General features: G+C 52.6%; 25 protein-coding genes and 1 pseudogene. All 26 read left to right on the top strand.

Features of this window, described 5'->3' with window-relative positions:
- The first annotated feature begins 57 nt into the window (after nt 1-57).
- The 26 genes and pseudogenes from PSAB_RS24790 to argF all read left to right on the top strand — a co-directional run bounded on the left by PSAB_RS24790 (nt 58) and on the right by argF (nt 25,897).
- Nucleotides 58-522 (top strand): hypothetical protein, encoded by a 465-nt coding sequence (locus tag PSAB_RS24790; RefSeq protein ID WP_025336805.1) that lies wholly within the window; start codon nt 58-60, stop codon nt 520-522.
- 116 nt (nt 523-638) lie between these two features.
- A complete protein-coding gene (locus tag PSAB_RS22475) occupies nt 639-2,669 on the top strand; it encodes a helicase-related protein (RefSeq protein WP_025336804.1) in 2,031 nt (676 codons plus the stop codon).
- Complete coding sequence (locus tag PSAB_RS24785; RefSeq protein WP_025336803.1) at nt 2,666-3,676, top strand: ComF family protein; 1,011 nt, start codon at nt 2,666-2,668, stop codon at nt 3,674-3,676. The genes PSAB_RS22475 and PSAB_RS24785 overlap by 4 nt, the downstream gene beginning before the upstream one ends.
- 116 nt (nt 3,677-3,792) lie before the next feature.
- Nucleotides 3,793-4,203, top strand: a complete 411-nt coding sequence (locus tag PSAB_RS22460; protein ID WP_025336802.1) for a TIGR03826 family flagellar region protein — start codon at nt 3,793-3,795, stop codon at nt 4,201-4,203.
- Between the two features lie 104 nt (nt 4,204-4,307).
- A complete protein-coding gene (gene flgM, locus PSAB_RS22455) occupies nt 4,308-4,595 on the top strand; it encodes a flagellar biosynthesis anti-sigma factor FlgM (protein ID WP_025336801.1) in 288 nt (95 codons plus the stop codon).
- Between the two features lie 12 nt (nt 4,596-4,607).
- A complete protein-coding gene (locus tag PSAB_RS22450; protein WP_025336800.1) occupies nt 4,608-5,108 on the top strand; it encodes a flagellar protein FlgN in 501 nt (166 codons plus the stop codon).
- A gap of 87 nt (nt 5,109-5,195) precedes the next feature.
- Nucleotides 5,196-6,800, top strand: coding sequence for a flagellar hook-associated protein FlgK (gene flgK, locus PSAB_RS22445; protein ID WP_025336799.1), 1,605 nt, complete (start codon nt 5,196-5,198; stop codon nt 6,798-6,800).
- A gap of 18 nt (nt 6,801-6,818) precedes the next feature.
- On the top strand, nt 6,819-7,739 hold the full coding sequence (flgL, locus tag PSAB_RS22440; protein WP_025336798.1) for a flagellar hook-associated protein FlgL: 921 nt from the start codon (nt 6,819-6,821) through the stop codon (nt 7,737-7,739).
- 17 nt (nt 7,740-7,756) lie between these two features.
- Entirely contained in the window at nt 7,757-8,320 is a 564-nt protein-coding gene (locus PSAB_RS22435; protein ID WP_025336797.1) for a DUF6470 family protein, read from the top strand.
- 82 nt (nt 8,321-8,402) lie between these two features.
- Entirely contained in the window at nt 8,403-8,849 is a 447-nt protein-coding gene (gene fliW, locus PSAB_RS22430) for a flagellar assembly protein FliW (RefSeq protein ID WP_025336796.1), read from the top strand.
- Nucleotides 8,843-9,073: a carbon storage regulator CsrA gene (gene csrA, locus PSAB_RS22425; protein WP_025336795.1), complete on the top strand. Its 231-nt coding sequence runs from the start codon at nt 8,843-8,845 to the stop codon at nt 9,071-9,073. The genes fliW and csrA overlap by 7 nt, the downstream gene beginning before the upstream one ends.
- Before the next feature lie 143 nt (nt 9,074-9,216).
- Complete coding sequence (locus PSAB_RS22420) at nt 9,217-10,683, top strand: flagellin N-terminal helical domain-containing protein (protein ID WP_025336794.1); 1,467 nt, start codon at nt 9,217-9,219, stop codon at nt 10,681-10,683.
- A gap of 458 nt (nt 10,684-11,141) precedes the next feature.
- The gene (locus PSAB_RS22415) at nt 11,142-11,531 is read left to right on the top strand and encodes a flagellar protein FlaG (protein WP_025336793.1); all 390 of its coding nucleotides are present in this window, start codon (nt 11,142-11,144) and stop codon (nt 11,529-11,531) included.
- A gap of 17 nt (nt 11,532-11,548) precedes the next feature.
- A complete protein-coding gene (gene fliD, locus PSAB_RS22410; RefSeq protein ID WP_025336792.1) occupies nt 11,549-13,051 on the top strand; it encodes a flagellar filament capping protein FliD in 1,503 nt (500 codons plus the stop codon).
- A 31-nt stretch (nt 13,052-13,082) separates the two neighbouring features.
- Nucleotides 13,083-13,472 carry a flagellar export chaperone FliS gene (fliS, locus tag PSAB_RS22405; RefSeq protein WP_025336791.1) on the top strand — a complete coding sequence of 130 codons (390 nt, stop codon included), beginning with the start codon at nt 13,083-13,085 and terminating at the stop codon, nt 13,470-13,472.
- Nucleotides 13,465-13,806 carry a flagellar protein FliT gene (gene fliT, locus PSAB_RS22400; RefSeq protein WP_025336790.1) on the top strand — a complete coding sequence of 114 codons (342 nt, stop codon included), beginning with the start codon at nt 13,465-13,467 and terminating at the stop codon, nt 13,804-13,806. Before fliS ends, fliT begins: the two co-directional genes overlap by 8 nt.
- 222 nt (nt 13,807-14,028) lie before the next feature.
- Nucleotides 14,029-14,226 carry a cold shock domain-containing protein gene (locus PSAB_RS22395; protein WP_025336789.1) on the top strand — a complete coding sequence of 66 codons (198 nt, stop codon included), beginning with the start codon at nt 14,029-14,031 and terminating at the stop codon, nt 14,224-14,226.
- 282 nt (nt 14,227-14,508) lie between these two features.
- Nucleotides 14,509-15,060 (top strand): ribosome hibernation-promoting factor, HPF/YfiA family, encoded by a 552-nt coding sequence (gene hpf, locus PSAB_RS22390; RefSeq protein ID WP_025336788.1) that lies wholly within the window; start codon nt 14,509-14,511, stop codon nt 15,058-15,060.
- A 292-nt stretch (nt 15,061-15,352) separates the two neighbouring features.
- Entirely contained in the window at nt 15,353-17,860 is a 2,508-nt protein-coding gene (gene secA, locus PSAB_RS22385; protein ID WP_025336787.1) for a preprotein translocase subunit SecA, read from the top strand.
- 135 nt (nt 17,861-17,995) lie between these two features.
- Nucleotides 17,996-19,109 (top strand): peptide chain release factor 2 gene (gene prfB, locus PSAB_RS22380; protein ID WP_144240570.1). Its coding sequence is split into 2 segments (ribosomal slippage): nt 17,996-18,067 and nt 18,069-19,109, totalling 1,113 coding nucleotides; the frame shifts between segments, so codons are not numbered across the junction.
- Nucleotides 19,110-19,112: 3 nt separating this feature from the next.
- Nucleotides 19,113-19,997, top strand: a complete 885-nt coding sequence (locus PSAB_RS22375) for a YitT family protein (RefSeq protein ID WP_025336785.1) — start codon at nt 19,113-19,115, stop codon at nt 19,995-19,997.
- A 227-nt stretch (nt 19,998-20,224) separates the two neighbouring features.
- Nucleotides 20,225-21,280, top strand: coding sequence for an N-acetyl-gamma-glutamyl-phosphate reductase (gene argC / locus PSAB_RS22370; RefSeq protein WP_038596227.1), 1,056 nt, complete (start codon nt 20,225-20,227; stop codon nt 21,278-21,280).
- Between the two features lie 20 nt (nt 21,281-21,300).
- On the top strand, nt 21,301-22,527 hold the full coding sequence (argJ, locus tag PSAB_RS22365; protein WP_025336783.1) for a bifunctional glutamate N-acetyltransferase/amino-acid acetyltransferase ArgJ: 1,227 nt from the start codon (nt 21,301-21,303) through the stop codon (nt 22,525-22,527).
- Between the two features lie 88 nt (nt 22,528-22,615).
- Nucleotides 22,616-23,446, top strand: coding sequence for an acetylglutamate kinase (argB, locus tag PSAB_RS22360; RefSeq protein ID WP_051529806.1), 831 nt, complete (start codon nt 22,616-22,618; stop codon nt 23,444-23,446).
- Between the two features lie 130 nt (nt 23,447-23,576).
- A pseudogene (locus PSAB_RS22355) lies at nt 23,577-24,865 on the top strand (aspartate aminotransferase family protein).
- 69 nt (nt 24,866-24,934) lie between these two features.
- Entirely contained in the window at nt 24,935-25,897 is a 963-nt protein-coding gene (argF, locus tag PSAB_RS22350) for an ornithine carbamoyltransferase (protein WP_025336781.1), read from the top strand.
- The last annotated feature ends 22 nt before the right edge of the window (nt 25,898-25,919 follow it).

Below are 25,919 nucleotides of genomic sequence, written 5' to 3'. Positions count from 1 at the left end.
GTCACCTCTTCTCTTTTGCCGGCATATAGTGTTGGTATAAAGAGGAGGTGCATCTCCATGATGGCCCAGCTAATCTGGATCGGAGCTGTGTATGCATCTGCGGTAATGTGCGTTCATGCGCTTAAATTCCGCGACAAGATGAAAGCGTCAGGTGAAATGGAAAAATGGCTCCACTACATTCTGATTGCCCGCAATCATGAATCCGTGGTGGAGGGGGTGATCCGCGCGATGACGCTGCAGTCTTTTCTGACAGGGAAGCGGTTGCGGGTAACCTTTCTGGATGATGGCTCCAGCGATGGAACGCTGCGGATTGTCTCCGGGCTGCGGGACGGCGGATGTTCTCTGGATGTACGGATGGCGCACGGAACGGACGGTTATCTTCAAGCAGATCAGAAAGCGCAGTCACTGCGGAGAGATGAAGATACCGTGATTGACCTGCGGCAACCGGAGCATCCGATTCCGCTGCCGTTCATGCGGGCTGTAGGAAGCAGGGGATTTCAATCGAAACGCGGCAAGATGTAATCGTTGGCCGATTAAAGGATATAATACCATATCGGAGTTCTTGGTGAAGCACACTTTCCTAAAATAGGGGAGTGTGCTTTTTTGCGTGGATTCCTATAAAAAGAGGAGAGGTGCACATGAGGGCGGCAGTGTATACGGTAAAACAAAGCAAAGGCTGGGAGGCGTATCTCTCCATTGATCCAAGGGTGGATATCTTATGGTGGAAGGGAAGCTTGAGCCGGAAGGAAAGCGAGGTACCGCCTGCGGCTAGGGTGATTTTCCTCGGTGCTTCCCTGCCGCTGGGCTGGGCGGTAAAGCTGCATAGGAGCTTCACGTACCGGAAGGAGATGGAGCGGTGGAGCGAAGCGGCATGGACAAGCTATGCGCGGGAGGTTCTGAAAGCGGAACTGGATCAGGAGGAGGAGCTTCTGCGAGCTGGGGGCGATAGTCCGGGTGTTCCGGAAAAAGAGTCTGGGCAGACGGGTTCGGATCACCGGGATCTGCTCCCTCAGCACAAGCTGCTGGACTATACGGACTGGCTTGCCAAGGCGCTGCGGGGCCGTTCCCTCCTGGAGTCCGAAGTGGAAGCGCTGCTGACCGAGCGCCGCCCCGAGCTGCTGGGCTGCTGGCGGAGCGCGGCGCAGCTCGCGTATTTGCAGGGCCGCCTCCGCCTGGAGGCCGCTGTTGGGGCGGAGCTTGCGGGTGAAGCGGGACGTGTGGAGCGGGAAGGGACTGGGGCGACGGCTGGGCGAGCGGGCTGGGGAGTAAGGGCTGGGCGAGCGGGTGCCGGGCGTGTGAAACGCCCGGGGGGCGCACTGGCCCGGGCCGCATGGCTGCCGGCCCTGCGCGGCCGCCTTGCGCGGCGCTTCACCGCCGCGCCCGCACACCCGCGCTGCCTGCGCTGCGGCAGCGCCGCCACGGGCCGCACGGCCTGCGCCGCGTGCGGCCTGGCCGGCTGCGCCTACTGCGAGGCCTGCCTCGCGCTGGGGCGCAGCCGGACTTGCGCGCTGCTGCTGCGCGGCGCAGCGCTTCCGGCCGTGCGGGGCACGGCCGCTATGGACCCCGCCGGGCTGCGGCACCGGTGGGGGTTAAGCGCGGCGCAGGCGGAGGCCGCTGGCGCTGCGCTGGGGTTCCTCGCGGAGCCGCGCGCGGGCTCCGCGGCCGGGCACCCCGAGCGGTTCCTGCTCTGGGCGGTGACGGGAGCGGGAAAGACGGAGATGATTTTCCCGCTTCTTGAGGCCGTGCTCGCCGTAGGCGGGCGGGCGCTCGTGGCGACGCCGCGTCGCGACGTCGTGCTGGAGCTGGCGCCGCGGCTCGCCAAGGCGTTCCCGGCGGAGAGCATCGCCGTGCTGTATGGCGGCAGCAGGGACCGCTGGGCGGAGGGCCGGTTGGCCCTCGCGACTACGCACCAGCTGCTGCGGTTCTACCAGGGCTTCGACCTGGTCATTATCGATGAGCTGGACGCCTTTCCTTTCCACAACGATCCTATGCTCGCTTTTGCCGCTGAAGGAGCGTGCAAACCCGGAGGAGCGTTTATTTACTTGTCTGCTACGCCGCCTCAGACAATGCAGCGGGAGGTCCGCCGGGGAAGACTGAACCATGCGAGAGTGCCGGTCCGGTTCCACGGTTTTCCTCTTCCGGTGCCAAAGCATTTGAAAATGCCCTCAGTCGGCAACTGCCTGAAGCACGGACGGCTGCCGATTAAGCTGATCCAGACGCTCAAGCAGTCGCTTGGACGGGAGGCGCAAATTTTTCTGTTTGTCGCCAGGATTGTGCAGATCGACAGACTGCTTCCGCTTTTGCGCCGCGTTCTGCCCGGTACTGTCATCGAAGGCACCTCTTCGCAGGACCCCGGAAGAGTTGATAAGGTAGCCGCCTTCCGCCGCCGGGAAATATCCATACTCGTAACTACGACCATTCTGGAAAGAGGAGTCACCGTTCCGCGCAGCGACGTGTTCGTGCTGGATGCAGACGACCGGCTCTTTGACGAGGCCTCGCTCGTTCAGATGGCCGGACGGGCCGGCCGCTCGAAGGACGACCCGAAGGGCCGAGTCGTGTTTGCTTCCAGGCAGTGGAACCGCTCGCAGCGCGGCGCATGTGCGCAGATTCGGACAATGAACAAGATCGCCCACAAAAAAGGCTACCTGAACAAGGAGGTAGTTCAATGATGCGTGGAAGCTGGCTTAAGCGCGTTCATTCTCTCCTTGCCCCGGGACAGGATCATTGCCTGGCGTGCGGCAGGGAGGGAAAGCACTCGTCCCGGCTGCCCGGCATTTGCGAGTACTGCGCCGCTGCCGTTCCTTGGATTATTCGCCCCCGCTGCCCCAAATGCGGCCGGCATGTCGGCTGCCCCGACTGTGCGCGCGGAAACGATGCGTCCTCTCTGCTACGCAATAGGAGTGCGGTGGCTTACAGCAGCGAGATGCGTGAATGGCTCGGAAGGTATAAATATAGAGGAGATGAACGTTTCGCCGAAGTGCTTGGAGTCATGCTGGACCAGGCTTATAGTATGCTTAAAGCGGAAATGGAGACATTGGCGATTCCCGGGCGGGAAGGGGACATGGCTATGGCTGCGAAGGTCCAACCAGGACGAGTGGCAGCTGCAGTTGGGCAGTATTTCCGGGTTTTGCCTGAGGGGTGGAAGGTGCTGTTGTCACGGTTAAGCTTTCCGGCAGCATCTTCTCCGCATCCGCCGCTGCCCGTTTACGCTGCTCGGTCCGGCAATGCCCGCGGGTGGAAGGCGGATCTGCTTGTGCCTGTGCCCGTCAGCGGTGTCCGGCTCGCCGAGCGCGGCTTTAATCAGGCGGAAAGACAGGCCCGGTTCCTGTCGGCACGCCGTAATATTCCCGTAATGGAACTGGTGGTTCGGGCCCATCATACCGAAAAACAGAGCTTTAAGACCCGGGCGGAGCGGCTTGCCGATATGCGGCGCGCTTTTGTTCCGAGTCCGGTATGGACCAGTGAATTTGCGGAAAAGCTTTTATTTTCTGCCCGCTCCACCTCGGGAAATACCAGCCATTTCGCGGCTTGTTCACCTCCGTTAAAAATAATAATAGTTGATGATATCTATACGACAGGAAGCACCATCCGCGCTTGTGCGGACGTGCTTCAGAAGATGGTATCGTCCGCTGGACGCGAGGCCGAAGTTTACAGCCTGACCTGGGCCCGTTCGTAAGGGCAATCTTTTCTGCGGATGGGGAAGACATAGACGAAACGGGCACAATCATGTAATCTAGGAGCACAAGCAGTCTATGATGGATTATTTTTGAAAAGAAGGGGGGCTGCCCAATCATGAATATCGATAATTGTTCGCGGTGCGGCAAGATCTACGTCAAGAATGTGATGGAACTGTGCCAGTCCTGCATCAAGGAATTGGAGAAGCAATACGAGACTTGCGTGAATTACTTGCGGAAGAACAGGGGGGCCAATATTCAGGAGCTCTCTGATGCTACCGACATCCCGATCAAGGAAATCACCCGCTTTATCCGGGAGGGGCGAATTTCCATCGCCAATGCGCCGAATATCATGTATCCTTGCGAGGTATGCGGAACGCTGATTCGGGAAGGCCATATGTGCGACAACTGCCGCGGCAGACTGACCAAAGATTTAATGACTGCCTCGAAAGAAAGCGCCGCTGCGGAAGCTTCGAGCAAAGGCTCCAAGGGTGCTTACAAGGCGGTAGACAAGCTGCGCGGCCAATAATTTATACAAAAAATACGCTTTCAGGTATAAAGTATGTTTCAATCAAGGCCGATAAACTTAGTAAAGATTATCGGCCTTTTTATAATCGAAAGAAGGTGTTAATTGTGAAGATCAACGAAAGCGGACGAATTAATCCGATTAATCCTTACCAACGGAATGCGGAATCACAAAGGCAGGAACAGATGAAAAAAAACACACCCAAAGACGAGGTAACTATTTCCACGGAAGCCATGAAGCTTTTGGAAGCGCAGAACAGCGGTAAAGCCGACAACGAACGCGCCCAAAGAATCCAAAGCCTGAAGCAGCAGGTCTCCGCCGGTACTTATCAAGTAGACGCATCCAAGCTCGCCGAGAAACTCGCCCCCTTTTTTAAGCAATCCTCCGAGAATTAGGTGAATCCATCCATGTCATTAACAACATTGATCGAACTGCTGGAGCGGCTGGACGAGAACCATGTGCAGATGCTTGATCTGGCCGCTGCCAAGAAACAGGCTATTATGGACAACGATATTGATAGTCTGGTTGATATCATGAGCCGGGAGTCCAAACTGACGAAGCTTAGCGCTCAGCTTGAAGAACAGCGTGAACAGAGCGTTTTCGCCTTTTTACAGGGAGTCGGCATTCGTTCCAATTTGAACTTGAATTTGACCGAGCTGTCCCGGCTTGTATTTGATCCCGAAGACAAAGCGCGGCTGCTGCATATCCAAGGTCAGCTGGCAGACACGTTGGACCGTTTGAAGAAGGCCAATGAGCTGAACCAGAGACTGATTGAGCAGACGCTTGCATTTATAGATTATTCTCTTGACTTGCTGGTTGGAAGACCGAATCAGGAGATTACGTATCAGCCTCCGTCGGGCCGACCCAGCTCTGTGAGCCGACCGGGTCTTTTTGACGCACGAGGTTAGCATTGACCGGTCATTCCGTCATTCCGAACGTTACAGAATTTATCGCAAGCTTGCTTGGATTAACGAGAACTCATAGGGGGAACAGAAGTGACATCAACCTTCCACTCAATTGAAACCGCCCGCCGAAGCCTCGTCACGCAGACGGCGGCGCTCAACACAACGGGACATAATATCGCAAATGCCAACACTGAAGGCTACACACGCCAATCTGTTAAAATGGCCGCTGCCAGACCGATTGAAGCTTACGGTTTCAGCAACTCCACTTCTCCGGGGCAGCTTGGCACAGGGGTGGAGTTTGGATCCATCGAGCGGATTCGGGAAACTTTTCTTGACGACCAGTTCCGCGGAGAGAATTCCTCGCTGGGCAGCTGGACCATTCAATCCGATACGCTGGACAAGCTGGAGTCGATTTTTAACGAGCCTTCGGAGACTGGAATCAGCACCGTATTGGATAACTTCTGGAAATCGTGGTCCGACCTCAGCAAGAATCCGGAAGACAGCACCGCACGCAAAATCGTTGTCCAGACCTCCCAGTCGATGGCGGACGCGCTTAATTATATGAGCAGACAGCTGGATAATCTGGATACCGATCTGGCGACCAATATCTCCGTTAAAGCTACTGAAATCAACGGCTATCTATCCTCGATTGCGGACCTTAATGAGTCCATATTCCGGATCGAGAGCATGGGTGACAAGGCTAACGATCTTCGAGACCAGCGCGACTTGATGACAGACAAGCTGTCCAAAATCATCAATATCAACGTGTCCCGAACCGACAGCGGCTACAATATTTCCCTTGGAGGCCAGCAGCTTGTTCAGGGGTTCGCGGCTTCGTCCGTATCCTCAGATTCGCTGGCCGAAGCCTATGGAGATGGCGTGACCGGCGATCTGAAATCCGGCGAAGTATACGGAATGATAGACTCCAGCAAGAGGTATGTGGCCGACTATAAGACCCAGCTTAACAACATGGCCAATACAATTGCTACAGGAGCGGTCGAGATTACGCTTCCAAAGGGCTCCGTAATGCCTGCGGGAACGATTTTGACCAACGATGCTTCGATTATTCAGGCGGATGGTACAACTGTGACTTTAGCCGCCGGTGACGCAATGCCGCCGGGAGCCACCCTGAATGCGGACGTCAAGACAACAGTGAATGGACTTAACGGGCTGCACCAACTAGGCTATACGCTGGACGGGAGCCTGAACCCAGGCAAACCGCTGTTTACCATAACCGGTGACGGCAGTACAATTACCGCGGGGAATATTACATTTAATCCTGAAATTGCCGCCAATACCGATCTGCTTGCCACATCTCTTCGTACGACCGGTACAGGAGCCTCGGAGAAAGTTGTTAAAGGAAATAATACGCTGGCATTATTGATTGCCAACCAGCATTCCGGAATATTTACTGCGCCGACTGGAATTAAGGGCACTCCCAACACTTTTTATAAAACTATGGTTGGACAGCTTGGTGTACAATCGCAAGAAGCGACCCGTCAGACGGAGAACTCCAACTATCTGGTGCAGCAGGTGGATGCTCGCCGCCAATCCGTGAGTGGTGTTTCTCTAGACGAAGAAATGTCCAATATGCTCGTGTTCCAGCATGCCTATAGCGCCGCCGCGCGTTTTATGACGACCTATGACGAAATGCTTGATAAACTCATTAATGCCACCGGCACCGTCGGCAGATAAGGAAGGAGGGGGCCTGATATGCTTAGAGTAACTTCCAATATGATGAACGCACAGCTGCTGCTCAATCTTAACCGCAATGCGCGTAACATGAATGATACCCAGCTTCAGCTGGCTACCGGTCGAAAGCTCAATAAGCCATCCGACGATCCCGTCGGGATCACTTACTCCCTTCGTTACCGTTCGGAGCTGTCAGCGAACTCGCAGTATCAGGAGAACGTGGACGATGCGATCTCATGGCTGGAGTTTAATGATACAGTTCTTATGCAGACCGGAGACGTTATTCAGCGGCTGCGGGAACTGTCGGTTCAGGGAGCGAACGGAACAAACTCTCAAGAGGCGCTTAATAGTATCAACGCCGAAGTGAAGCAATTGAAGGAGCAACTGATTGATATCGCAAACAGCCAATTTAAGGGCAAATACATTTTTAACGGCCAGCAGTATGATGTGCAGCCTTATCAATTCCCAACAGGACCCGATGGAACACTGGACACGTCTACCGCTTCCTCGATTGTAACGGATGACGGTTTGTTAAATTATGCGGTAGGAGACAGTGTGCAGCTGCCAATTAACATTACCGGAAATGAAGTGTTCGGCGGACAGGACGGCGATAATATTTTTGCGGTAATCGATAATATTTCGACTGCGCTGGTGTCCGGAGATACCTCGGAAGTATCCAGTCAGCTTGGAAATATCGACACTCGGTATAATAAACTTCTTGCTGTGCAGGCAGAGGTTGGCGCCAAATCAAACCGGATTGAGTTGATGAAGAACCGGCTCAGCGATTTGGAGGTCAATTTGACGGATCTTCAAGCCAAAACCGAGGACGGAGACTATGCTGAGCTGCTGACGCAATCCAAGATTCAGGAAAACATCTATAATGCCTCCCTGTCGGTCGGGGCCAAGATTATTCAAAATTCTCTGGTGGATTTCATTAGATAAACAGGAGGTGTTCATCCATGAAGGTGATGGTGCAAATCTCTCAGACACCGGCGCTGATCGGGATGGAGACAACACTGGGAAATCTGACCATCAGCCAGCCTCCCGCAGATTTGCAGATTACGACAACCCCGGGAGAATGGAATATCCACCAGCCGGCACCCGAGGTGACGATTGACCAATCCCGGGCTCGCGCGGCATACACTGGCGGAACTTATCGCGAGATGAGCCAGCGTATTTATTCCGGGGTGGAGCAGCTTTGGCTGCAGGGTATCGCCAAGAGAATGGAGCAGGGTGAACGGATGGCTAATTTCCATAAGCCCGGCAACTCGATCGGCGAAGTTTATGGAGAGGACTGGCATCCGGTATCTTATCCGGAAGTACGGGGCCCTGCCTCTTATGATAATGTAGATATTGATATCAAGGCGTCACCGGTACAGATCGAGTATCGTCGAGCCGAGGTTCACATCCAGGTGGAACAGCATAAACCGCAATTTCAATACACGCCGTCCAGTGTTGACATATACTTGCGGCAGAAGCCATCGTTGACCTTCACGCCGCAGGTGCTTGACGAGCAGGTTTAGGACTATAAGCTATAGATGGATTGTTAACAACCATCTATAGCTTTTTTCATAAGATTTTTAATGAAGAGGAGCGCTGAACATAATGATTATCGAAACCGCCGCTTTAGGTTCATTGGATATTCAAGAGGAGAAAATTTACTGTTTCCCGAAAGGCATCCCCGGCTTTGAACAGGAGACGGAATTTGCGATTATTGATTTGCAGGAAGGACCGTTTTCGTACCTGCAGTCGCTAAAGACGGCAAACCTTTCATTTCTGCTGACGGACCCCTTTGCTTTTTACCCTCAATATGAGTTTGAACTACCTGACACGGAAGCGGAGGAATTGGAAATAACGGATATGGTTGACGTACGCGCCATTGTTACGATCAGAGACACCGTGGAAGAATCCACGCTGAATCTGCTCGCTCCCGTTGTGCTTAATCCGGAGAAGCGGCTCGGCAAGCAGGTTGTGCTTCACCGCTCTCCCTATTTGACCAAGCAGCTTTTATGGACGGAAGGCCAATTCAAGGAGGGCGAGACATCATGCTAGTTCTTGCGCGCAAAAAAGGAGAATCGATCGTTATTCAGGACAATATCGAGATTACAATTCTCAGTGTGGAGGGAGACACCGTTAAAATCGGCATCACCGCTCCAAAGCATGTCGATATTTTTCGGCAGGAAGTCTATTTGTCAATCAAAGAGAGCAACAAGGAGTCCGCAGCTCCGGCGCCAAGCAGCCTGAATGCCCTCATTGACCGCCTCAAGTCAAAATAAATTCGAAAAAGAGAAAAATTACTATAAAGATTGCTTGCAAGCGGACGATATATATAGTAGGCACTGATTGGAGGGGCGGCCGACCTTAACAGCAGTGTTACCACAAGGATGTGGATCAACTATTTTCAGGGAGGAAAACTCAAATGATTATCAACCACAATATTGCGTCGCTGAACACGCAGCGTCAGCTGAACACCAACACTGTCAACCAAAGCAAGAACATTGAGAAGCTGTCTTCCGGTCTTCGCATCAACCGTGCCGGCGACGACGCAGCAGGCCTTGCAATCTCCGAGAAAATGCGCGGACAAATTCGTGGCTTGGACCAAGCTAGTCGTAACTCTCAGGATGCAATTTCTTTGGTGCAAACCGCAGAAGGTGCTTTGAATGAGTCCCATAGCATTCTGCAGCGTATGCGTGAATTGGCAGTTCAATCTGCTTCCGACACTAACACTACTGATGATCGGAAGAAAGTTCAACAAGAAGTTGACCAATTAGCAAAAGAGATTACTCGTATTTCAAATACAACTGAGTTTAACACACAGAACTTACTTGCCGGTGGATTAAATAATACTTACCAAATTGGTGCTAATGCAGGACAGAGCATTGGTCTTTCGATTAATTCAATGGATGCTTTTTCGTTGGGAGTAGCATCAAGCCAAAACGCTGTGGGAGCATTTGCTGCTGGAGCCACAACTTTGGCTGCAGGATCTATTGGCACTGAGGATCTTGGCCGTGGTTTATCTGCACAAACATATAATCTAGTTGTTACCCATAGTGCGGCTGCAACAGCCGAAACTGCAGATTCGGTAACTGGTGGTACTGCTATATCTGGTACTTACACGGGTGATCGTAATGAAACTGCGATGTTTAGAGTTACTGCTGCAACAGCAGGCGAAGTTACTGGTGTTGATCTGTCATTAGATGGTGGAACGACTTGGTCGTCCCAAACCGTTACAAACGGGGCTGGTTCTAGTACTGTTGCTTACAAAGGTACTACAGTTACCTTTACAGACGGTGGGGGTAATGCTGTTGGTCAATCAGCAACATATACACTTACTGCGCAAAAAGATACTATCCAACTTCAAGATGCGAGTGCAACTAACATTGGCAGCGCTGTGACAGTTTATCAAGACATGACTAGTGTTACGGTTGGGGATGCCGCTACAAGCCGTTCGATGACAATTCACAGCACTTCCTTAGGTGGTTTGACATCTGGTACAGCAACCCAGACTGTTTCTCAACAATCCTCCTCCAATGCAACATTTAATGCAGATGGTTCACTTTTGACTTCTGCAACAACAGTTGCTGGTGTTGATGTAAGTACACAAGCTTCTGCAAATACCGCAATTACTACTATTAACAATGCAATTGAGAAGGTATCAGCTGAGCGTTCCAAGCTCGGTGCATACCAGAATCGTCTTGAACACACAATCAATAACTTGAACACTTCCTCCGAGAACCTGACTGCATCCGAATCCCGTATTCGTGACGTAGACATGGCGAAGGAAATGAGTGAGCAAACCAAGAACTCCATCTTGGCACAAGCCGCTCAAGCGATGCTGGCTCAAGCAAACCAACAACCTCAAGGCGTTTTGCAGTTGCTCCGCTAATCTTAACGAACCACTAGAGACTCTAGATATTCTAGAGTCTCTTTCTTTTCAGCCGATCACAGGCAAGATGAAAGAATATATCATAGTATAAGATATATTAAGAATGCACACATGAATAATGCTAGAGTATGACGGGTTTCTCTTTGGGAATCCCTTTTTTTGTTCCAGTATGTCTGAAAAACGTGCGTTTTATATTTGAGTGAAAACTCAGATGCAAGAAGACCAGATCCACATAATTGGATGTCTGCGTATAGTGAAAATGTAATTTATAAGCTACCAATATAAAGCACCTGTCGGAATAAGCAAGAAGGGGACAGTGGGCCGAGGGGTCTTAATGAATAGTACTATTAAGCTTGAATATTTTTATTAAATGAATAGATTATTTGGTACCTATATATTAATTCCTTACAGTATTATCCGATAAATATAGTATAACTTTGTCACGGAGGTTACCATCTATGGATGTCCGCTTATCGAATACAGGAGGTTATAAAAATTCAATTCCGGATCATCGGATCAAGCCGAATTCCAAGTCATCGGGAGCGGACAGCTACACTATTGAGAGTGTTAATTCGACCAGAGAGTTGAAAAAACTAGAGAATCGAGGCGTCACCGTATCGCCAGGGGAAGAGCAGACCGTAAAGGCGCTTGAAAAAGTCTTAAAGGCTTTGGAAGGACCTGAGACAACATTTGAGGTCAGTATACACAAAGAAACTAAAGCTATCATGGTAAAAGTCCTCAATAAAGACACAGGCGAACTAATCAGAGAGATTCCTCCAGAGAAGACATTGGACCTCGTTGCCAATATGATGGAGATCGCGGGAATAATTGTAGACGAGAAAGTTTAGAGACAGGGGGAATAACGATGGCGACTCTTCGAGTCAGCGGTTTGGCTTCCGGTATAGATGTCGATAGTATTGTCAAGCAGATGATGACGGCCAAAAAAGTACCGCTGGATAAACTAACTCAGCAGAAGCAGGTTATGGAGTGGCAAAGAGACAACTACCGGGAGTTCAACAGCAAGTTTGTCGATTTTAAAACCAATAAACTCACTGCATACGATAAATCAAGTGCTATGAATACTCAAACCTCTGTTGTTACAGGGGATACAGGGGCGCTTAAAGCCGAAGCAACTGCGGATGCCAACGGCATAACCATGAATATCAAGGTGACTCAGATTGCCCAAGCAGCGACAGCTATAACTTCTGGCGCAACGATGGCAGCGAGCGGCCAGGCGAGACTAACCAGCAATTCTACGCTGGCTGACCTTCAGAAGCTTAACACTTCGGCTTCAGCCACAGGCAGTGTATATAAATTAACCGTGAATGGAAAATCAATTGATTTGCAGGAAAATTTGTCCATATCCGAGGCGGTTTCCAAGATAAATCAGACGGATGGTGCCAACGTCACAGCTAAGTTTGATGAAGTTACCGGAAAGCTTTCAATTTCATCCAAAACCTTTTCGACAAGCGGGACAGTGACTCTTAACTCCGGGGATTCCTTTCTAAAATTATTCGGTACAGGTACGATTACACAAACGGGATACCTACCTGCAACAATAGAAGTGAATAATGGATCGGATGCAATTTGGACCCCGCTTGAATTCCCCAGCAACAGCTTTAAACTTAACGGCGTGTCCTTTACATTACTGGATAAAACAACAACATCCGCCAAAGTAACCACCACTACCGATCCGACAAAGGCACTGGATAGTATTAAAAGCTTTGTGTCCGACTATAATACCTTGATGAGCGCATTAAATACGAAGGTTAACGAAGATCGATACACCGACTATACGCCTCTATCCGATGACCAGAAGAAAGAGATGACAGACACCCAGATTGAGGCTTGGGAGACCAAAGCCAAAAGCGGGCTGTTAAAAAACGATGACATTCTGAAGTCGACCCTTACTTCTATGCGGTCCGCTTTGACTGACAAGCTGGGGCAGCTAAGCGCGATAGGGGTTACGACAGGACAATACTATGAGAATGGTAAACTGTATATTGATGAAAACAAGTTGAAACAAGCTCTCACGGATAATCCGCAGCAGGTAACCGCGATTTTTCAAGGACCTTCAGGGAGCTCGACTACCGGGTTGTTCGACAAACTTTCTACCGGACTGACTAATTCGATTGAGAAATTATCGACAAAAGCCGGAACTTCCAAATATTCATCCGACATTACGATTGCCTTCAAATCCGATAGCGTAATGGGGAAAGAACTTACCGACTATACTAACCGTATTTCAAAACTTCAAGATCAAATGAATGATTACGAGGACAATCTTTACAAAAAGTTTACAGCCATGGAAACCGCGATCAGCAAGTATAACAGTCAATCCTCTAGCCTAACAAGCTATTTAAAATAATAAGCCAGACGACAAAAGAAAGGTGAACGCTATGATCACATCTCCTTACGATAAATACCGGCAGTCGGCCGTTCAGACCTCGAACCCGTCCCAGCTGCTGCTTATGTTGTTTGACGGAGCGATCCGGTTCGGTAAGAGTGCGATGGAGGGCATGGACGCCGCCGATTATGAGAAAGTCAATACCAACCTGGGAAAAACTCAAGCCATTGTCTCTGAACTCATGGCGACTCTGGATCAGTCCTATGAGGTATCCAATGGACTGTTTGCATTATATGAATATACCAATCATCTATTGGTTCAGGCCAATATCAAGAAGGTGAAGGAGCCGGTAGAAGAGGCTCTCGGCTACCTCCTCGAACTTCGCCAGGCCTTTGCCCAAGCAGCCAAGATGACGGTGGGCCAGGAAATTCAGCATGGATAGCTTGATTTCCCGGCTGGAACAGCTTACGGAGCATATCCTTTCTCGTCTGCCAGATGCTCCTTATGAAGAGCTCTCCGAATTTGTCGAGAAACGGCAGAATCTTGTCGATGATATCGGCAAACAGATTGTCGAAAATAATCAGTCTTTAACTGAGCCTCAGAAACTCGTCATTCGCAGCATTCTCGAACACGATGGGGCGATTGTGGCCCGTATGAATGCGCACCGCCTAGAAGCCCAGGATGGACTGCAACGCCGTAATCTGGCCAAGGCCCAGCGCAGCGCCTACGAAGCCGGCTATACCCCGGAGAGCATTTTAATGGACCGAAAAAAATAATTTCGCATAACTGTTTCAATCGGAGGAACACTTGGGTAATACTACTCATCTGTTCCTCTTTTGATTTATTATCGCGGTTGTTTCATTGTATAAATATTGGTATGGGAAATAATTGAAGGTAACCATTTTCTTTTCCAATTGACAACTAAGAACTCGCGGTGGTATAGTCAGAATTGTGAGCAAGACTCACGTTCATTTGATGATGAAGGGAATGTTCAAGCAATGGAAGGTAAAGTTAAATGGTTTAACGCAGAAAAAGGTTACGGTTTCATCGAGACTGCAGAAGGCGGCGACGTATTCGTTCACTTCTCCGCGATCCAAACCGAAGGTTTCAAAACTCTGGAAGAAGGACAGTCGGTTGAGTTTGATATCGTGGAAGGCGCACGCGGACCACAAGCAGCTAACGTAATCAAATTATAATCATCCGGCATAGCCGACCTACATATACGGTAGATGGTTAGCAATTGAGACAACGCTAGCGAAAGACCCTAGGGTATTCTGGGGTCTTTTTTTTATTGAATTTTTGGAGAAGTGCGCAAGTAAAATAGGACTTTAAGACAAGAACGGGCACTTGAAGGGGATTACCATAAATCCTTGTCATTTCAAGGCTTTTTTTGCATTTGAAAGCGCATTTACACAATTTTAAACTTTTTACATGGAGCTTACGTTTTGGTATAATGAAGGTGCAAAGGAGGAGTGCCCATGCAATTCAGCATTCGAGGTCAACAAATTGAAGTGACCGACGCTTTGAGAGAGTATGTTGATAAGAAGCTCAGCAGACTTGAGAAGTATTTCGATGCGCCCCCTACCCAGGAAGGCTTTGTAACGCTCAGTGTTATACGTGGTCTTCATACGGTGGAAGTAACGATCCCGCTGGCCGGCGTCACGCTTCGCGCGGAAGTTCGCAGCGATGATATGTATGCTTCGATCGATGGGGTAGTGGACAAGCTTGAGCGCCAAATCCGCAAGCACAAAACCAAACTCAACCGGAAATTCCGTCAGGAAGGAAGCTTGAAGACGCTATTTGTAGAAGGCGGATCTAGCGGTTCCGTCGCCGTGGAAGAACAGGATGAAGAATTGGAGGTTGTGCGCAACAAACGCTTCACATTAAAGCCGATGGACGTGGAGGAAGCGATCCTGCAAATGAATATGGTGGGACATAATTTCTTTGTATTTTCCAACATTGACACTTCCGAAGTAAGCGTTGTGTATAAACGAAATGACGGCAAATACGGATTGATTGAACAGGGTTGACCTGAATTGATCGGTAAGTAAGGCTGCCTCTTTTCGAGGGTATCCTTGGATAAGCTGAAATGTCATCTTTATGAAAAAAATCCCGAGCCCTTATTCGCATGAAGCGAATGGGGCTCTTGTGCGTATATATATGAAGGTATGTCCATACAGGTAACTTCTGCTTGTATTGCGGCATCCCTTACAAACTGTTACAATTTATGAAGCAGCGGAATCGATGAGGTTAAGCGGCCCTTTCAATTTTGTGAGGATGGGCTGAGGTTCCACCATCTGTGTTGCATGAAAGGGGTTAACCATGCTAGGACTTGTTAAAAAAATATTCGGCGACACGAATGAACGCGATGTCAAACGTCTGCTGAAGACGGTCGAAGTCATTAACGGGCTGGAGCCTGAATTCGAGGCGCTGTCCGATGAAGCATTGAGAGCCAAGACCGAGGAGTTCCGGGCCCGGATTGAAAAAGGCGAGACGGCGGATGAACTTCTGCCCGAAGCTTTCGCAACCGTGCGCGAGGCTTCGAAACGTACGCTGGGCATGCGGCATTTCGATGTGCAGCTCATCGGAGGGATGGCGCTGCATGAAGGCAGGATCGCCGAAATGAAGACAGGTGAAGGAAAGACGCTGGTCGGCACCCTGCCGGTATACTTGAACGCTCTCCTTGGAAAAGGCGTGCATGTCGTTACGGTCAATGATTACCTGGCCCAGCGCGACAGCGCCCAAATGGGACAAATATATAATTTCTTGGGCATGACGGTCGGGGTTAACCTGAACGGCATGGACCATGCCGATAAACAGAATGCTTATGCCTGCGATATTACGTATGGCACGAATAACGAATTTGGTTTTGACTATTTGCGCGATAATATGGTGCTCTACAAGGAGCAAATGGTGCAGCGCCCGCTCTTCTTTTGCATCATTGACGAAGTGGACTCCATCCTGATCGATGAAGCGCGGACGCCGCTCATTATTTCGGGACAAGCCGAGAAATCGACGGAGCTGTACTATGCCGCTGACCGTTTCGTGAAGAGATTGCAGCCGGAAGAGCACTACACGGTGGATATTAAGGTGAAATCCGTCGCTCTGACCGAAAAAGGTGTGGCGATTGCCGAGAAAGCTTTTGGCATAGAGAATCTGTACGACCACAGCCATGTTACGCTCAACCACCATATCGTCCAAGCCTTGAAGGCCAATGTCATTATGCGCCGGGATGTCGATTATGTGGTGACAGACGACGAAGTTGTCATCGTCGACGAATTTACGGGACGCCTGATGGCGGGACGCCGCTACAGCGACGGCCTGCACCAGGCGATCGAAGCGAAGGAAGAAATCCAGGTACAGAACGAGAGCATGACGCTCGCTACCATTACGTTCCAGAACTACTTCCGCATGTACCGCAAGCTGGCCGGCATGACCGGTACGGCCAAGACGGAAGAAGAGGAATTCAAGAAAATTTACGGACTGGAAGTTCTCCAGGTGCCAACGAACAAGGCGAACCAGCGCGCGGATATGCCGGATGTGGTCTACAAGAGCGAGAACGGCAAGTTTAACGCTGTTGTCGAGGAGATTGTGGAACGCCATAAGAAGAACCAGCCGGTGCTGGTTGGTACGGTATCGATCGAGAACTCCGAGCTCGTCTCGGAAATGCTGAAGCGTAAAGGTGTCAAGCATCAGGTGCTTAACGCCAAGCATCATGCGGCGGAAGCGGAAATCATCTCGCATGCGGGACAACCCGGCACCGTGACGATCGCAACGAATATGGCGGGCCGCGGCACCGACATTATTCTGGGCGAAGGCGTGGCGGAGCTCGGCGGACTGCATATCATAGGTACCGAGCGCCATGAATCCCGGCGGATCGACAACCAGCTCCGCGGCCGGGCGGGCCGTCAGGGCGACCCGGGCTCGACGCAGTTCTACCTTTCGCTGGGCGACGAACTGATGAAACGCTTCGGCGCAGACAATGTGCTGAATATGATGGAGCGCCTCGGGTTTGAAGAGGACCAGCCGATCGAGAGCCGGATGATTACTCGTGCGATTGAATCGGCCCAGAAACGCGTCGAAGGCAATAACTTCGACATCCGTAAAGTGGTTCTCCAATATGACGATGTCATGAACCAGCAGCGCGAAATTATTTATAAGCAGCGCCGTGAAATTCTGGAGTCGGATAATATTAAGGACATCGTCGTGGAAATGATCCGTCCGGTTATCGAACGGGTTGTGGAAGCGCACTGCAGCGACGACATCCCCGAGAACTGGGAGCTGCAGGAAGTCGCTGATTATGTGAACAGCAAGCTCCTTGACGAAGGCTCCCTCACCCGCGATGATCTGTGGGGCAAGGAAGCCGACGAGATTGTCGAGTTTATTTTCGAGAAGGTGCTGGAAAAATACGCGGCCCGCGAAGAACGTCTCGGCTCCGAGCTCGTACGCGAATTCGAGAAGGTTATCGTGCTGCGCGCCGTCGACAGCAAATGGATGGACCATATCGACGCGATGGACCAGCTTCGCCAAGGTATTCATCTTCGCGCCTACGGCGGTACCGATCCGCTGCGGGAGTATCAGTTTGAAGGCTTTGAGATGTTCAATGCAATGACCGCAACCATTCAGGAAGAAGTGGCCACCTACATCATGAAGGCTCACATCGAGACGAACCAGGAGCGGCAATCCGTGGTGGAAGAGAATAAAATCTCGACCAACGGCGAGCCTGCCGAGAAGCGTCCGGTTGCGGTTGGCGCGACGGTGGGACGCAATGATCCTTGTCCTTGCGGCAGCGGCAAGAAGTTCAAGAACTGCCACGGACAAAACGCTTAATTTGATTAATCCACTGACGAAAGTCGGTATGATGAAAATGAGGAACGGCTGGGCCGGGGAGATTCCCGTAAGCGGCTCGGCCGTTTCTTCTTGATGAATATAAACATTTCTTTAATCGAAAGGTGCAGTGAGAACATGATCGATCCAAGTGTAAAACAAGACTTGCGCGAAATCGGCAAGAAATTAACCAACCTTAGGGGGTCTCTTTGACTTAGACCTGAAGCAGGAATTGATCGCCAACTTCGAAGAGAAGATGGCCGCTCCGGATTTCTGGGATGATAACGAGAAGGCGCAAGGCGTTATTGCCGAAATGAACGCTGTTAAATCCAGCGTGGACCAGTACCAGAAGCTGCAGCAGGAATATGATGATGCGCTGCTGATGGCGGAACTCGCGGAAGAAGAAGGCGACGAGGAATTGGCTGTCGAGATCGGAACAAATGTCCGTGCGCTGACGAGCAAGCTGGAAGAGTTCGAGCTTCAGCTTCTGCTCAATCAGCCTTACGACAAGCTTAACGCTATTCTGGAGCTCCATCCGGGCGCCGGCGGAACGGAATCCCAGGACTGGGGTCAGATGCTGTACCGGATGTACACCCGCTGGGCCGAGAAGCGCGGCTTCAAGGTGGAGGTTCTGGACTATCTGCAGGGCGATGAGGCCGGAATCAAAAGCGTGACGCTGCTCATCAAGGGCTACAACGCTTACGGTTACCTGAAGGCGGAAAAAGGCGTTCACCGCCTTGTTCGCATTTCCCCGTTCGACGCCTCGGGGCGCCGTCATACCTCCTTTGTATCCTGCGACGTGGTGCCGGAAATCAATGAAGACATCGACATCGAGATCCGCACCGAGGATCTGAAGATTGATACGTACCGGGCCACTGGCGCAGGCGGCCAGCATATCAACACGACCGATTCGGCGGTCCGGATCACTCACCAGCCGACAGGCATAGTCGTTACCTGCCAGAATGAACGCTCCCAGATCAAGAACCGGGAACGCGCGATGACGATGCTTCGTTCCAAGCTGTATGAGCGCAAGCTCGAGGAACAACAGCGTGAGCTGGACGAGATTCGCGGCGAGCAGTCCGACATTGCCTGGGGCAGCCAGATCCGCTCCTATGTATTCCACCCTTACAGCATGGTCAAGGACCATCGCACATCGGTGGAGACCGGGAACGTCGGCGCTGTTATGGACGGCGACCTTGACGCCTTTATCGACGGCTATTTGCGCAGCCAGATTAAGACCGAGGCGGAGTAACGGATGACGTCAACGAAAACAAGGGGCAGGCCGCCGCTTATTCCGCTTAACGGGCCGCTCCGCCATCTTGCGGATACAACCATGATCACCGTCGGCTCGCTCATTACCGCGCTCGCCTTCAACTTGTTCATGCTGCCGAACCGGATCGCTTCCGGCGGCGTATCGGGCTTGTCGATCCTGGCGAAGGCGTGGTTCGGGGCGGAGCCGGCTTTTACCCAGTGGGCTCTTAATATCCCGCTCTTCATCCTTGGCGTGCTTATTCTGGGCCGCAGCTATGGACTCCGGTCGCTGCTGGGCAGCATTGTGCTGCCGCTGTTTATCTACTTGACCAAAGACGGTCCGGTACCGACAACGAATCCTCTGCTGGCTTCGATCTACGGGGGAATCGGCGTCGGTCTCGGCCTCGGGCTTGTCTTTCGCGGACGCGGATCGACGGGGGGTCTTACGATTCTGGCGCAGATTATCCAGAAGTTGACCGGTTTCAGTTTCTCCCTGTCCGTCGTCCTGCTGGACGGTACGGTGATTACGCTGGCGGCATTCGTGCTGGGGATGGAGCAGGCCATGTACGCGCTGATCGGCTTGTTCGTCACAGGCCGGGTCATCGACGCGCTGGAAGTCGGCTTTAGCTACACCAAGGTAGCTTATATTATTTCGGATCATACCGAGGCGATCTCGGAAGCGATTTTGCATGATTTGAACCGGGGGCTGACAAGGCTGGATGCCCGAGGCGGATATACCGGCGACAACCGCACGGTGCTGATGGTAGCTGTAGGGCAGAATGAGACGACCCGGCTGAAGGCGATTGTCCGGTCGGTGGACCCCGGAGCATTCGTCATTATCAGCGACGCGCATGAGGTGCTGGGCGAAGGATTCAAGAGAGAAGCGTAGTTTTTCCTAAGAGGACAGGAGAAGCGGCGCTTCTTTTTTTTCAATAGCGGGAGGTGGAAATGGCACATGATAAGGGTAAGGAAGCCGGAATACTGTCAGGGTATAAATATTACATAATCTGTTGTATTTATATTAATCCGGTTGTATAATAATACATATTTCTTAGGACGGCGGATAAGGCGATTTATCCGGTATAATAGAAAGAAAAGGCAGAAGGGAGCCGGGAAATGACGGTGGAAGGCAAGTTAAGAGCGGCAATCGTGGGATCGACGGGATATGGTGGCGTGGAGCTGATCAGGCTGCTGCAAGGGCATCCGAAGGTGGAGATTACCTCGGTGATTTCCTCTTCAAGCGCGGGAGAGCCGATTGAGAATGGGTTTCCGCATTTAACCGGCGTGTTTCATAGAAATCTAGACGGCGTGGATGCGGCGGAGATAAAGGAGAGGGCGGATGTCGTGTTCACGGCGACGCCAGCGGGCGTAAGCGCCAAGCTCGCTCCGCAGCTGCTGGAGGCGGGGCTTAAGGTCGTTGACCTGTCCGGCGATTTCCGGCTGAAGGACGGCGGCGAGTACGAGCGCTGGTATAAACGTCCGGCTGCGGAGGAGAGCTATTTGAAGCAGGCGGTTTTCGGCCTCTGTGAGGTATTTGGAGATCGCGCGGCTGGCGCGGAGTTCATCTCTAATCCGGGCTGCTACCCGACGGCGACGCTGCTTGGTCTGATTCCGGCGCTGAAGGCCGGATGGATTAAGCCGGAGAGTATCATCGTTGATGCGAAATCGGGCGTATCGGGCGCCGGACGCGGCGTGAATGTGGGCGTTCATTATGCGGAAGTGAATGAGAACTTCAAAGCCTACAAGATTAACAAGCATCAGCATATCCCCGAGATTGAGCAGACTCTTACAGAGATTGCCGGGGAACCGGTAACGGTAACCTTCACGACGCATCTCGTTCCAATGACACGGGGGATTATGGCGACGATGTATGCAGGGATGAACGGGGCTTACAGCGAGCAGGATTTTGTCGATTTATATCGTAACTATTATGAGGGAAGATCTTTTGTCCGCGTGCGGGATGCCGGAATTTGGCCGGCGACGAAGGAAGTCAGCGGCTCGAACTATTGCGACATCGGATTTGCGGCGGATGCCCGGACAGGCCGGGTCACGATTATTTCGGTAATCGACAATCTCGTAAAAGGCGCTGCGGGGCAGGCGATTCAAAATCTCAATTTAATGATGGGATGGGAGGAAACCCTTGGGCTCGGTTACACGCCTGTGTATCCGTAAAGCTTAGCGGGAAACAAGACATGAGCGAGAAGCTGTACACCGTCGTGGAAGGCGGAAGCATTACGACACCGAGAGGGTTTACATCCGGAGGCCTGCACTGCGGCTTGAAAAAAACCGACCGCAACGACCTCGCCGCCATACTGTGCGAGGTGCCGGCGACGGCAGCGGCGGTATATACAACGAATCTGTTCCAGGCGGCCCCGCTCAAAGTAACGCGGGAGAGTCTCGGCAGCGGTATTCTGCGCGCGGTTGTGGTCAACAGCGGCAATGCCAATGCCTGCACCGGAGAGCAGGGCGAAGCCGATGCCTATGAAATGCGGGCGGCAGCCGCCCGTTACTTGGGAGTAAGCGAGGACGATGTGGCGGTTGCATCGACGGGCGTTATCGGCGAGCTGCTGAAGATGGACCGCGTGCGCGACGGCCTTGCTGGGCTTCCGGCGAAGCTTTCAGGCGACGCGGACGGGGCGGAGGAGTTCTGCCAGGCGATTTTAACGACCGATCTGGTGAAGAAGGAATGCTGCGTGAAGGTCCGGATCGGAGATACGGAAGTCCTGATCGCCGGCGCGGCGAAGGGTTCCGGCATGATTCATCCGAATATGGCCACCATGCTCGGCTTTATGACAACGGATGCTGTCATTGGGCAGGAGGCGCTTCAGACGCTGCTGCGCAAGGCGACGGACACGACCTTCAATATGATTACTGTAGACGGCGATACGAGCACGAACGATATGCTGGTGTCGATGGCGAGCGGTTTGGCCGGCAACGAAGAGCTGGATCAACAGCATACGGATTGGGAAGCTTTTGCAGCGGCGTTCACGCATGTGTGCCGCCATCTTGCGATGGCGATCGCCAGAGACGGCGAGGGCGCGACTCATTTGATCGAGGTGCGGGTAAGCGGAGCGACCGACGAAGCGGCCGCCCGGGCGATTGCGAAGACTGTGGTAGGCTCCAGCCTGGTTAAATCCGCTATTTTCGGCGCGGATGCGAACTGGGGACGGATTATTGCCGCAGTTGGCAGAGCGGGCGTTCCCGTATCGGTCGACAAGGTGGATATTTCGCTCGGAAATATCGAAGTGCTGCGCCAGTCGAAGCCGGTCGTGTTTGATGAAGCGGAAGCATTGGCCTATTTGCAGGGCGATACCACGCTGATTACAGTTGATCTGGCGGACGGCGAGGGCAGCGCCATCGCGTGGGGCTGCGATTTGACCTATGATTATGTGCGGATTAACGCCGCATACCGGACTTAAAGAGGGCCGTTTCCGGCCTTTTTAAAAATATGAAACCTATACGATGAAGGCATATTTCAGCCTTTGATAAGGAAGGATAACGAAACTCATGACGCAAAATGGTGCTTTCAAAGAGAATGGCGCGGGCAATGAGCGAATGTTCGTGATGAAGTGCGGCGGCAGTACGCTGACTGCGCTTCCTGACTCTTTTTTTGATGAGCTTCGGCATCTGCAGGAGGATGGGGTCAAGGCGGTTATCGTACACGGCGGTGGCCCGGCTATATCGGACAATTTGGCTCGTCTTGGCATTGAAAGCAGCTTTGTGAACGGCCTGCGGGTGACGACCGAGGAAGTGCTTGACGTCGTGGAGATGACGCTGTCGGGCAGCATCAACAAGGCGATTGTAAGGCGGATTCAAGGGAGCGGCGGCAGGGCGATCGGCCTGTCCGGTGTGGATGGCAACCTGATTACGGCAGCTCCCGTGGCGAACAGTGACGAGGTAGGGCTCGTAGGCTATGTGACCGAGGTGAAGGCGGAAATTGTGGCGGGTATTCTGGCACTCGGTTACATCCCTGTGATCGCGCCGCTTGGCGTGGACGCTGCCGGTCAGCGGTACAACATTAACGCCGATACGGCAGCCGGTGCAGTCGCTTCCTACATGCAATCGCCGCAGATGATTGTCGTGACGGATGTGCCGGGCATTCTGACGACGGCGGAAGATGGCAGTAAAAAGGTTCTTCCTTCGGTAACGGTTGCGCAGATCGACCAAATGATCGACAGCGGCGAGATTTACGGGGGAATGATCCCCAAGGTCCGGGCTGCGGTCGACTGCATCCAGGGCAGCGTATCCGAGGTCGTTATCGTCGACGGCAAGGAGCCGGGAGTGCTCAGGCGGGTACTGTCTGGAGAGACTATTGGCACACGGATCGTGCGGGTTTAAGGAAAAAAGCGGAAAAGCAGGCAAACGGCATAGCACGCTTTTGTACGGAACGCCGGGAGGCCTGCTGGATTTAGGGCAAATCAAATCATGCCGGCAGTCGCGACAAGCGGCGTGTGCGGAGGGAGAGTGAATGGAAATGAGCAAGCTTACGCAGGTTGAGGGCCATTCTTTGAAGGAAAAGCAGGCGGCAGACACCGGAACGGGAATCAGCACGACGAGTCAGCCGGCGTCTTCGGGGAAGCTGGAACATGTTTTTCCTTCCTATGCGAGATTTGATATCAGTCTGGTTAAAGGCAAAGGAAGCTGGGTATGGGACGATAAAGGCAATAAATATCTTGATTTCACCTCCGGTCTGGCGGTAACCAGCCTCGGGCATGCTCCGGAGAAGGTCGGGGAGAAGCTGAAGGCCCAGATCGACACGCTGTGGCATGTGTCCAACCTGTTCCACAACCCTGGGCAGGACAAGGTGGCTGAGCTGCTGACCGCCAATACCTGCGCGGATCAGGTGTTCTTCTGCAACAGCGGAGCGGAATCGAACGAAGCCGCGATCAAGCTGGCGCGCCGCTACCACCAGAAAGTGAAGGAACGGGCCGCTACGAGGTCATTACATTCAAGCAGTCCTTCCACGGGCGTACGCTGGCGACGCTTACGGCAACGGGACAGGATAAGGTCAAAGACGGCTTCCTGCCGCTGCCGCAGGGCTTTGTGACCGTACCGCTCCATGATCTTCCGGCGCTTGAAGCAGCCATCGGTGAGAATACAGCGGCGATCATGCTGGAGATGGTACTGGCGGAAGGCGGCGTTCTTGAGGTTCAGCCGGAATTCCTGAACAGCGTTGTGGCCCTGTGCAAGCAGCACGGCCTGCTGCTGATCGTCGATGAGGTGCAGACCGGGATGGGCCGCACGGGCAAATTGTTCGCGCATCAGTATTACGGTATTGAGCCGGATATTTTCACGGTTGCCAAAGGCATTGCGAGCGGCTTCCCGGCGGGCGTGATGCTGGCGAAGGGCTATCTGCGCGAGGCGTTCACTCCGGGCAGCCATGCCACAACGTTTGGCGGCACGCCGCTGGCGACGGCGGTTATAGCGGCGACCATCGAGACGATGCTGGAGGATAATCTTCCGCAGCGCGCGGCCGAGTCCGGCGAGTATTTGACCGGGCTGCTCAAGGAGAAGCTGGCTGATTGTCCATTCGTGGTGGACATCCGCGGCAAAGGTCTGCTGATCGGCATCGAGTGCCAAGCTCCAGTGTCAGACATCGTTCTGGCCGGGCAGTCCAAGGGGCTGCTGTTCGTCACGGCGGGAACCCATGTCATCCGTCTGCTGCCGAACCTGTACGTGAGCAAGGAAGAAATCAATCAGGCGGTGGACATCCTTTCGGAACTCATTCATACTTATGCTAACGAACACAAGGCTTAAGCGACAGAGCCTGCAAGCATTGATATATTTGCGTAGTTTTAAGCAAGAATAATAAGGAGGAACGGATTCATGGGTCAGGGCGTCACGGGCAATACACAGGGCATCGAGCTCAAAGGCCGGGATTTTCTGGAGCTGGACGACTACACGACGGAAGAAATCCAGTATCTGATCGATCTGGCGATCGAACTGAAGCGCAAGCAGAAGAACGGTGAAGTGTATCAGCCGCTGAAGGGAAAGACGATCGGTCTTATTTTTGAAAAATCATCTACACGCACGCGCGTATCCTTCGAGGTTGGCATGTATCAGCTGGGCGGACATGCTCTGTTCCTGAGCAAGAATGACATTCAGCTTGGACGCGGCGAGACGGTAAGCGATACGGCGCAGGTCATGTCGCGTTATCTGGACGGCATCATGATCCGCACATTCGGGCATGACAAGGTCGAAGAACTGGCGCGCTATGCTTCGGTGCCCGTCATTAACGGCCTGAGCGATCTGGCGCATCCATGCCAGGTGCTGGCGGACTACCAAACGGTTTATGAGCACAAAGGCCGCTTGAAAGGCCTGAAGCTTGCCTATATCGGCGACGGCAACAATATGGCGCATTCCCTGCTGCTTGGCGGGGCCAAGCTTGGCGTGCATGTGTCGGTTGCTGGACCGGAAGGCTATGAACCGGATGCCGCCGTTGTGGCCAAGGCACGGCAAATTGCCGAAGAGACCGGCTCCGAGATCGTCATCACGCGCAGTCCGGAAGAAGCGGTAAAAGATGCCGACGTCATCTACACGGATGTATGGGCCAGCATGGGCTTCGAGGAAGAGCAGCTCAAGCGGGAAGCGGCATTTAAGGATTACCAGGTGAACGAGGAACTCGTCAAAGGAGCGAAGAGCGACTTCATGTTCCTGCACTGCCTGCCGGCCCACCGGGGCGAGGAAGTGACCGCCGAAGTGATCGACGGGCCGAACTCCTTTATTTTCGATGAGGCGGAGAACCGGCTGCATGCCCAAAAAGCGCTGATGGCCGCTCTGATGGGCTAATCCGTCCTTGACTAAGAGATAA

The organism is Paenibacillus sabinae T27 (assembly GCF_000612505.1).
Lineage (GTDB): Bacteria > Bacillota > Bacilli > Paenibacillales > Paenibacillaceae > Paenibacillus_AQ > Paenibacillus_AQ sabinae.
This window is presented reverse-complemented; position numbering and strand designations above follow the sequence as displayed.

Coding starts and splice junctions, on each gene's coding strand:
- PSAB_RS24790 (WP_025336805.1), top strand. CDS start 58: ATGATGGCCCAGCTAATCTGGATCGGAGCTGTGTATGCATCTGCGGTA.
- PSAB_RS22475 (WP_025336804.1), top strand. CDS start 639: ATGAGGGCGGCAGTGTATACGGTAAAACAAAGCAAAGGCTGGGAGGCG.
- PSAB_RS24785 (WP_025336803.1), top strand. CDS start 2,666: ATGATGCGTGGAAGCTGGCTTAAGCGCGTTCATTCTCTCCTTGCCCCG.
- PSAB_RS22460 (WP_025336802.1), top strand. CDS start 3,793: ATGAATATCGATAATTGTTCGCGGTGCGGCAAGATCTACGTCAAGAAT.
- PSAB_RS22450 (WP_025336800.1), top strand. CDS start 4,608: ATGTCATTAACAACATTGATCGAACTGCTGGAGCGGCTGGACGAGAAC.
- flgL (WP_025336798.1), top strand. CDS start 6,819: ATGCTTAGAGTAACTTCCAATATGATGAACGCACAGCTGCTGCTCAAT.
- PSAB_RS22435 (WP_025336797.1), top strand. CDS start 7,757: ATGAAGGTGATGGTGCAAATCTCTCAGACACCGGCGCTGATCGGGATG.
- fliW (WP_025336796.1), top strand. CDS start 8,403: ATGATTATCGAAACCGCCGCTTTAGGTTCATTGGATATTCAAGAGGAG.
- csrA (WP_025336795.1), top strand. CDS start 8,843: ATGCTAGTTCTTGCGCGCAAAAAAGGAGAATCGATCGTTATTCAGGAC.
- PSAB_RS22420 (WP_025336794.1), top strand. CDS start 9,217: ATGATTATCAACCACAATATTGCGTCGCTGAACACGCAGCGTCAGCTG.
- PSAB_RS22415 (WP_025336793.1), top strand. CDS start 11,142: ATGGATGTCCGCTTATCGAATACAGGAGGTTATAAAAATTCAATTCCG.
- fliD (WP_025336792.1), top strand. CDS start 11,549: ATGGCGACTCTTCGAGTCAGCGGTTTGGCTTCCGGTATAGATGTCGAT.
- fliS (WP_025336791.1), top strand. CDS start 13,083: ATGATCACATCTCCTTACGATAAATACCGGCAGTCGGCCGTTCAGACC.
- fliT (WP_025336790.1), top strand. CDS start 13,465: ATGGATAGCTTGATTTCCCGGCTGGAACAGCTTACGGAGCATATCCTT.
- PSAB_RS22395 (WP_025336789.1), top strand. CDS start 14,029: ATGGAAGGTAAAGTTAAATGGTTTAACGCAGAAAAAGGTTACGGTTTC.
- hpf (WP_025336788.1), top strand. CDS start 14,509: ATGCAATTCAGCATTCGAGGTCAACAAATTGAAGTGACCGACGCTTTG.
- secA (WP_025336787.1), top strand. CDS start 15,353: ATGCTAGGACTTGTTAAAAAAATATTCGGCGACACGAATGAACGCGAT.
- PSAB_RS22375 (WP_025336785.1), top strand. CDS start 19,113: ATGACGTCAACGAAAACAAGGGGCAGGCCGCCGCTTATTCCGCTTAAC.
- argC (WP_038596227.1), top strand. CDS start 20,225: ATGACGGTGGAAGGCAAGTTAAGAGCGGCAATCGTGGGATCGACGGGA.
- argJ (WP_025336783.1), top strand. CDS start 21,301: ATGAGCGAGAAGCTGTACACCGTCGTGGAAGGCGGAAGCATTACGACA.
- argB (WP_051529806.1), top strand. CDS start 22,616: ATGACGCAAAATGGTGCTTTCAAAGAGAATGGCGCGGGCAATGAGCGA.
- argF (WP_025336781.1), top strand. CDS start 24,935: ATGGGTCAGGGCGTCACGGGCAATACACAGGGCATCGAGCTCAAAGGC.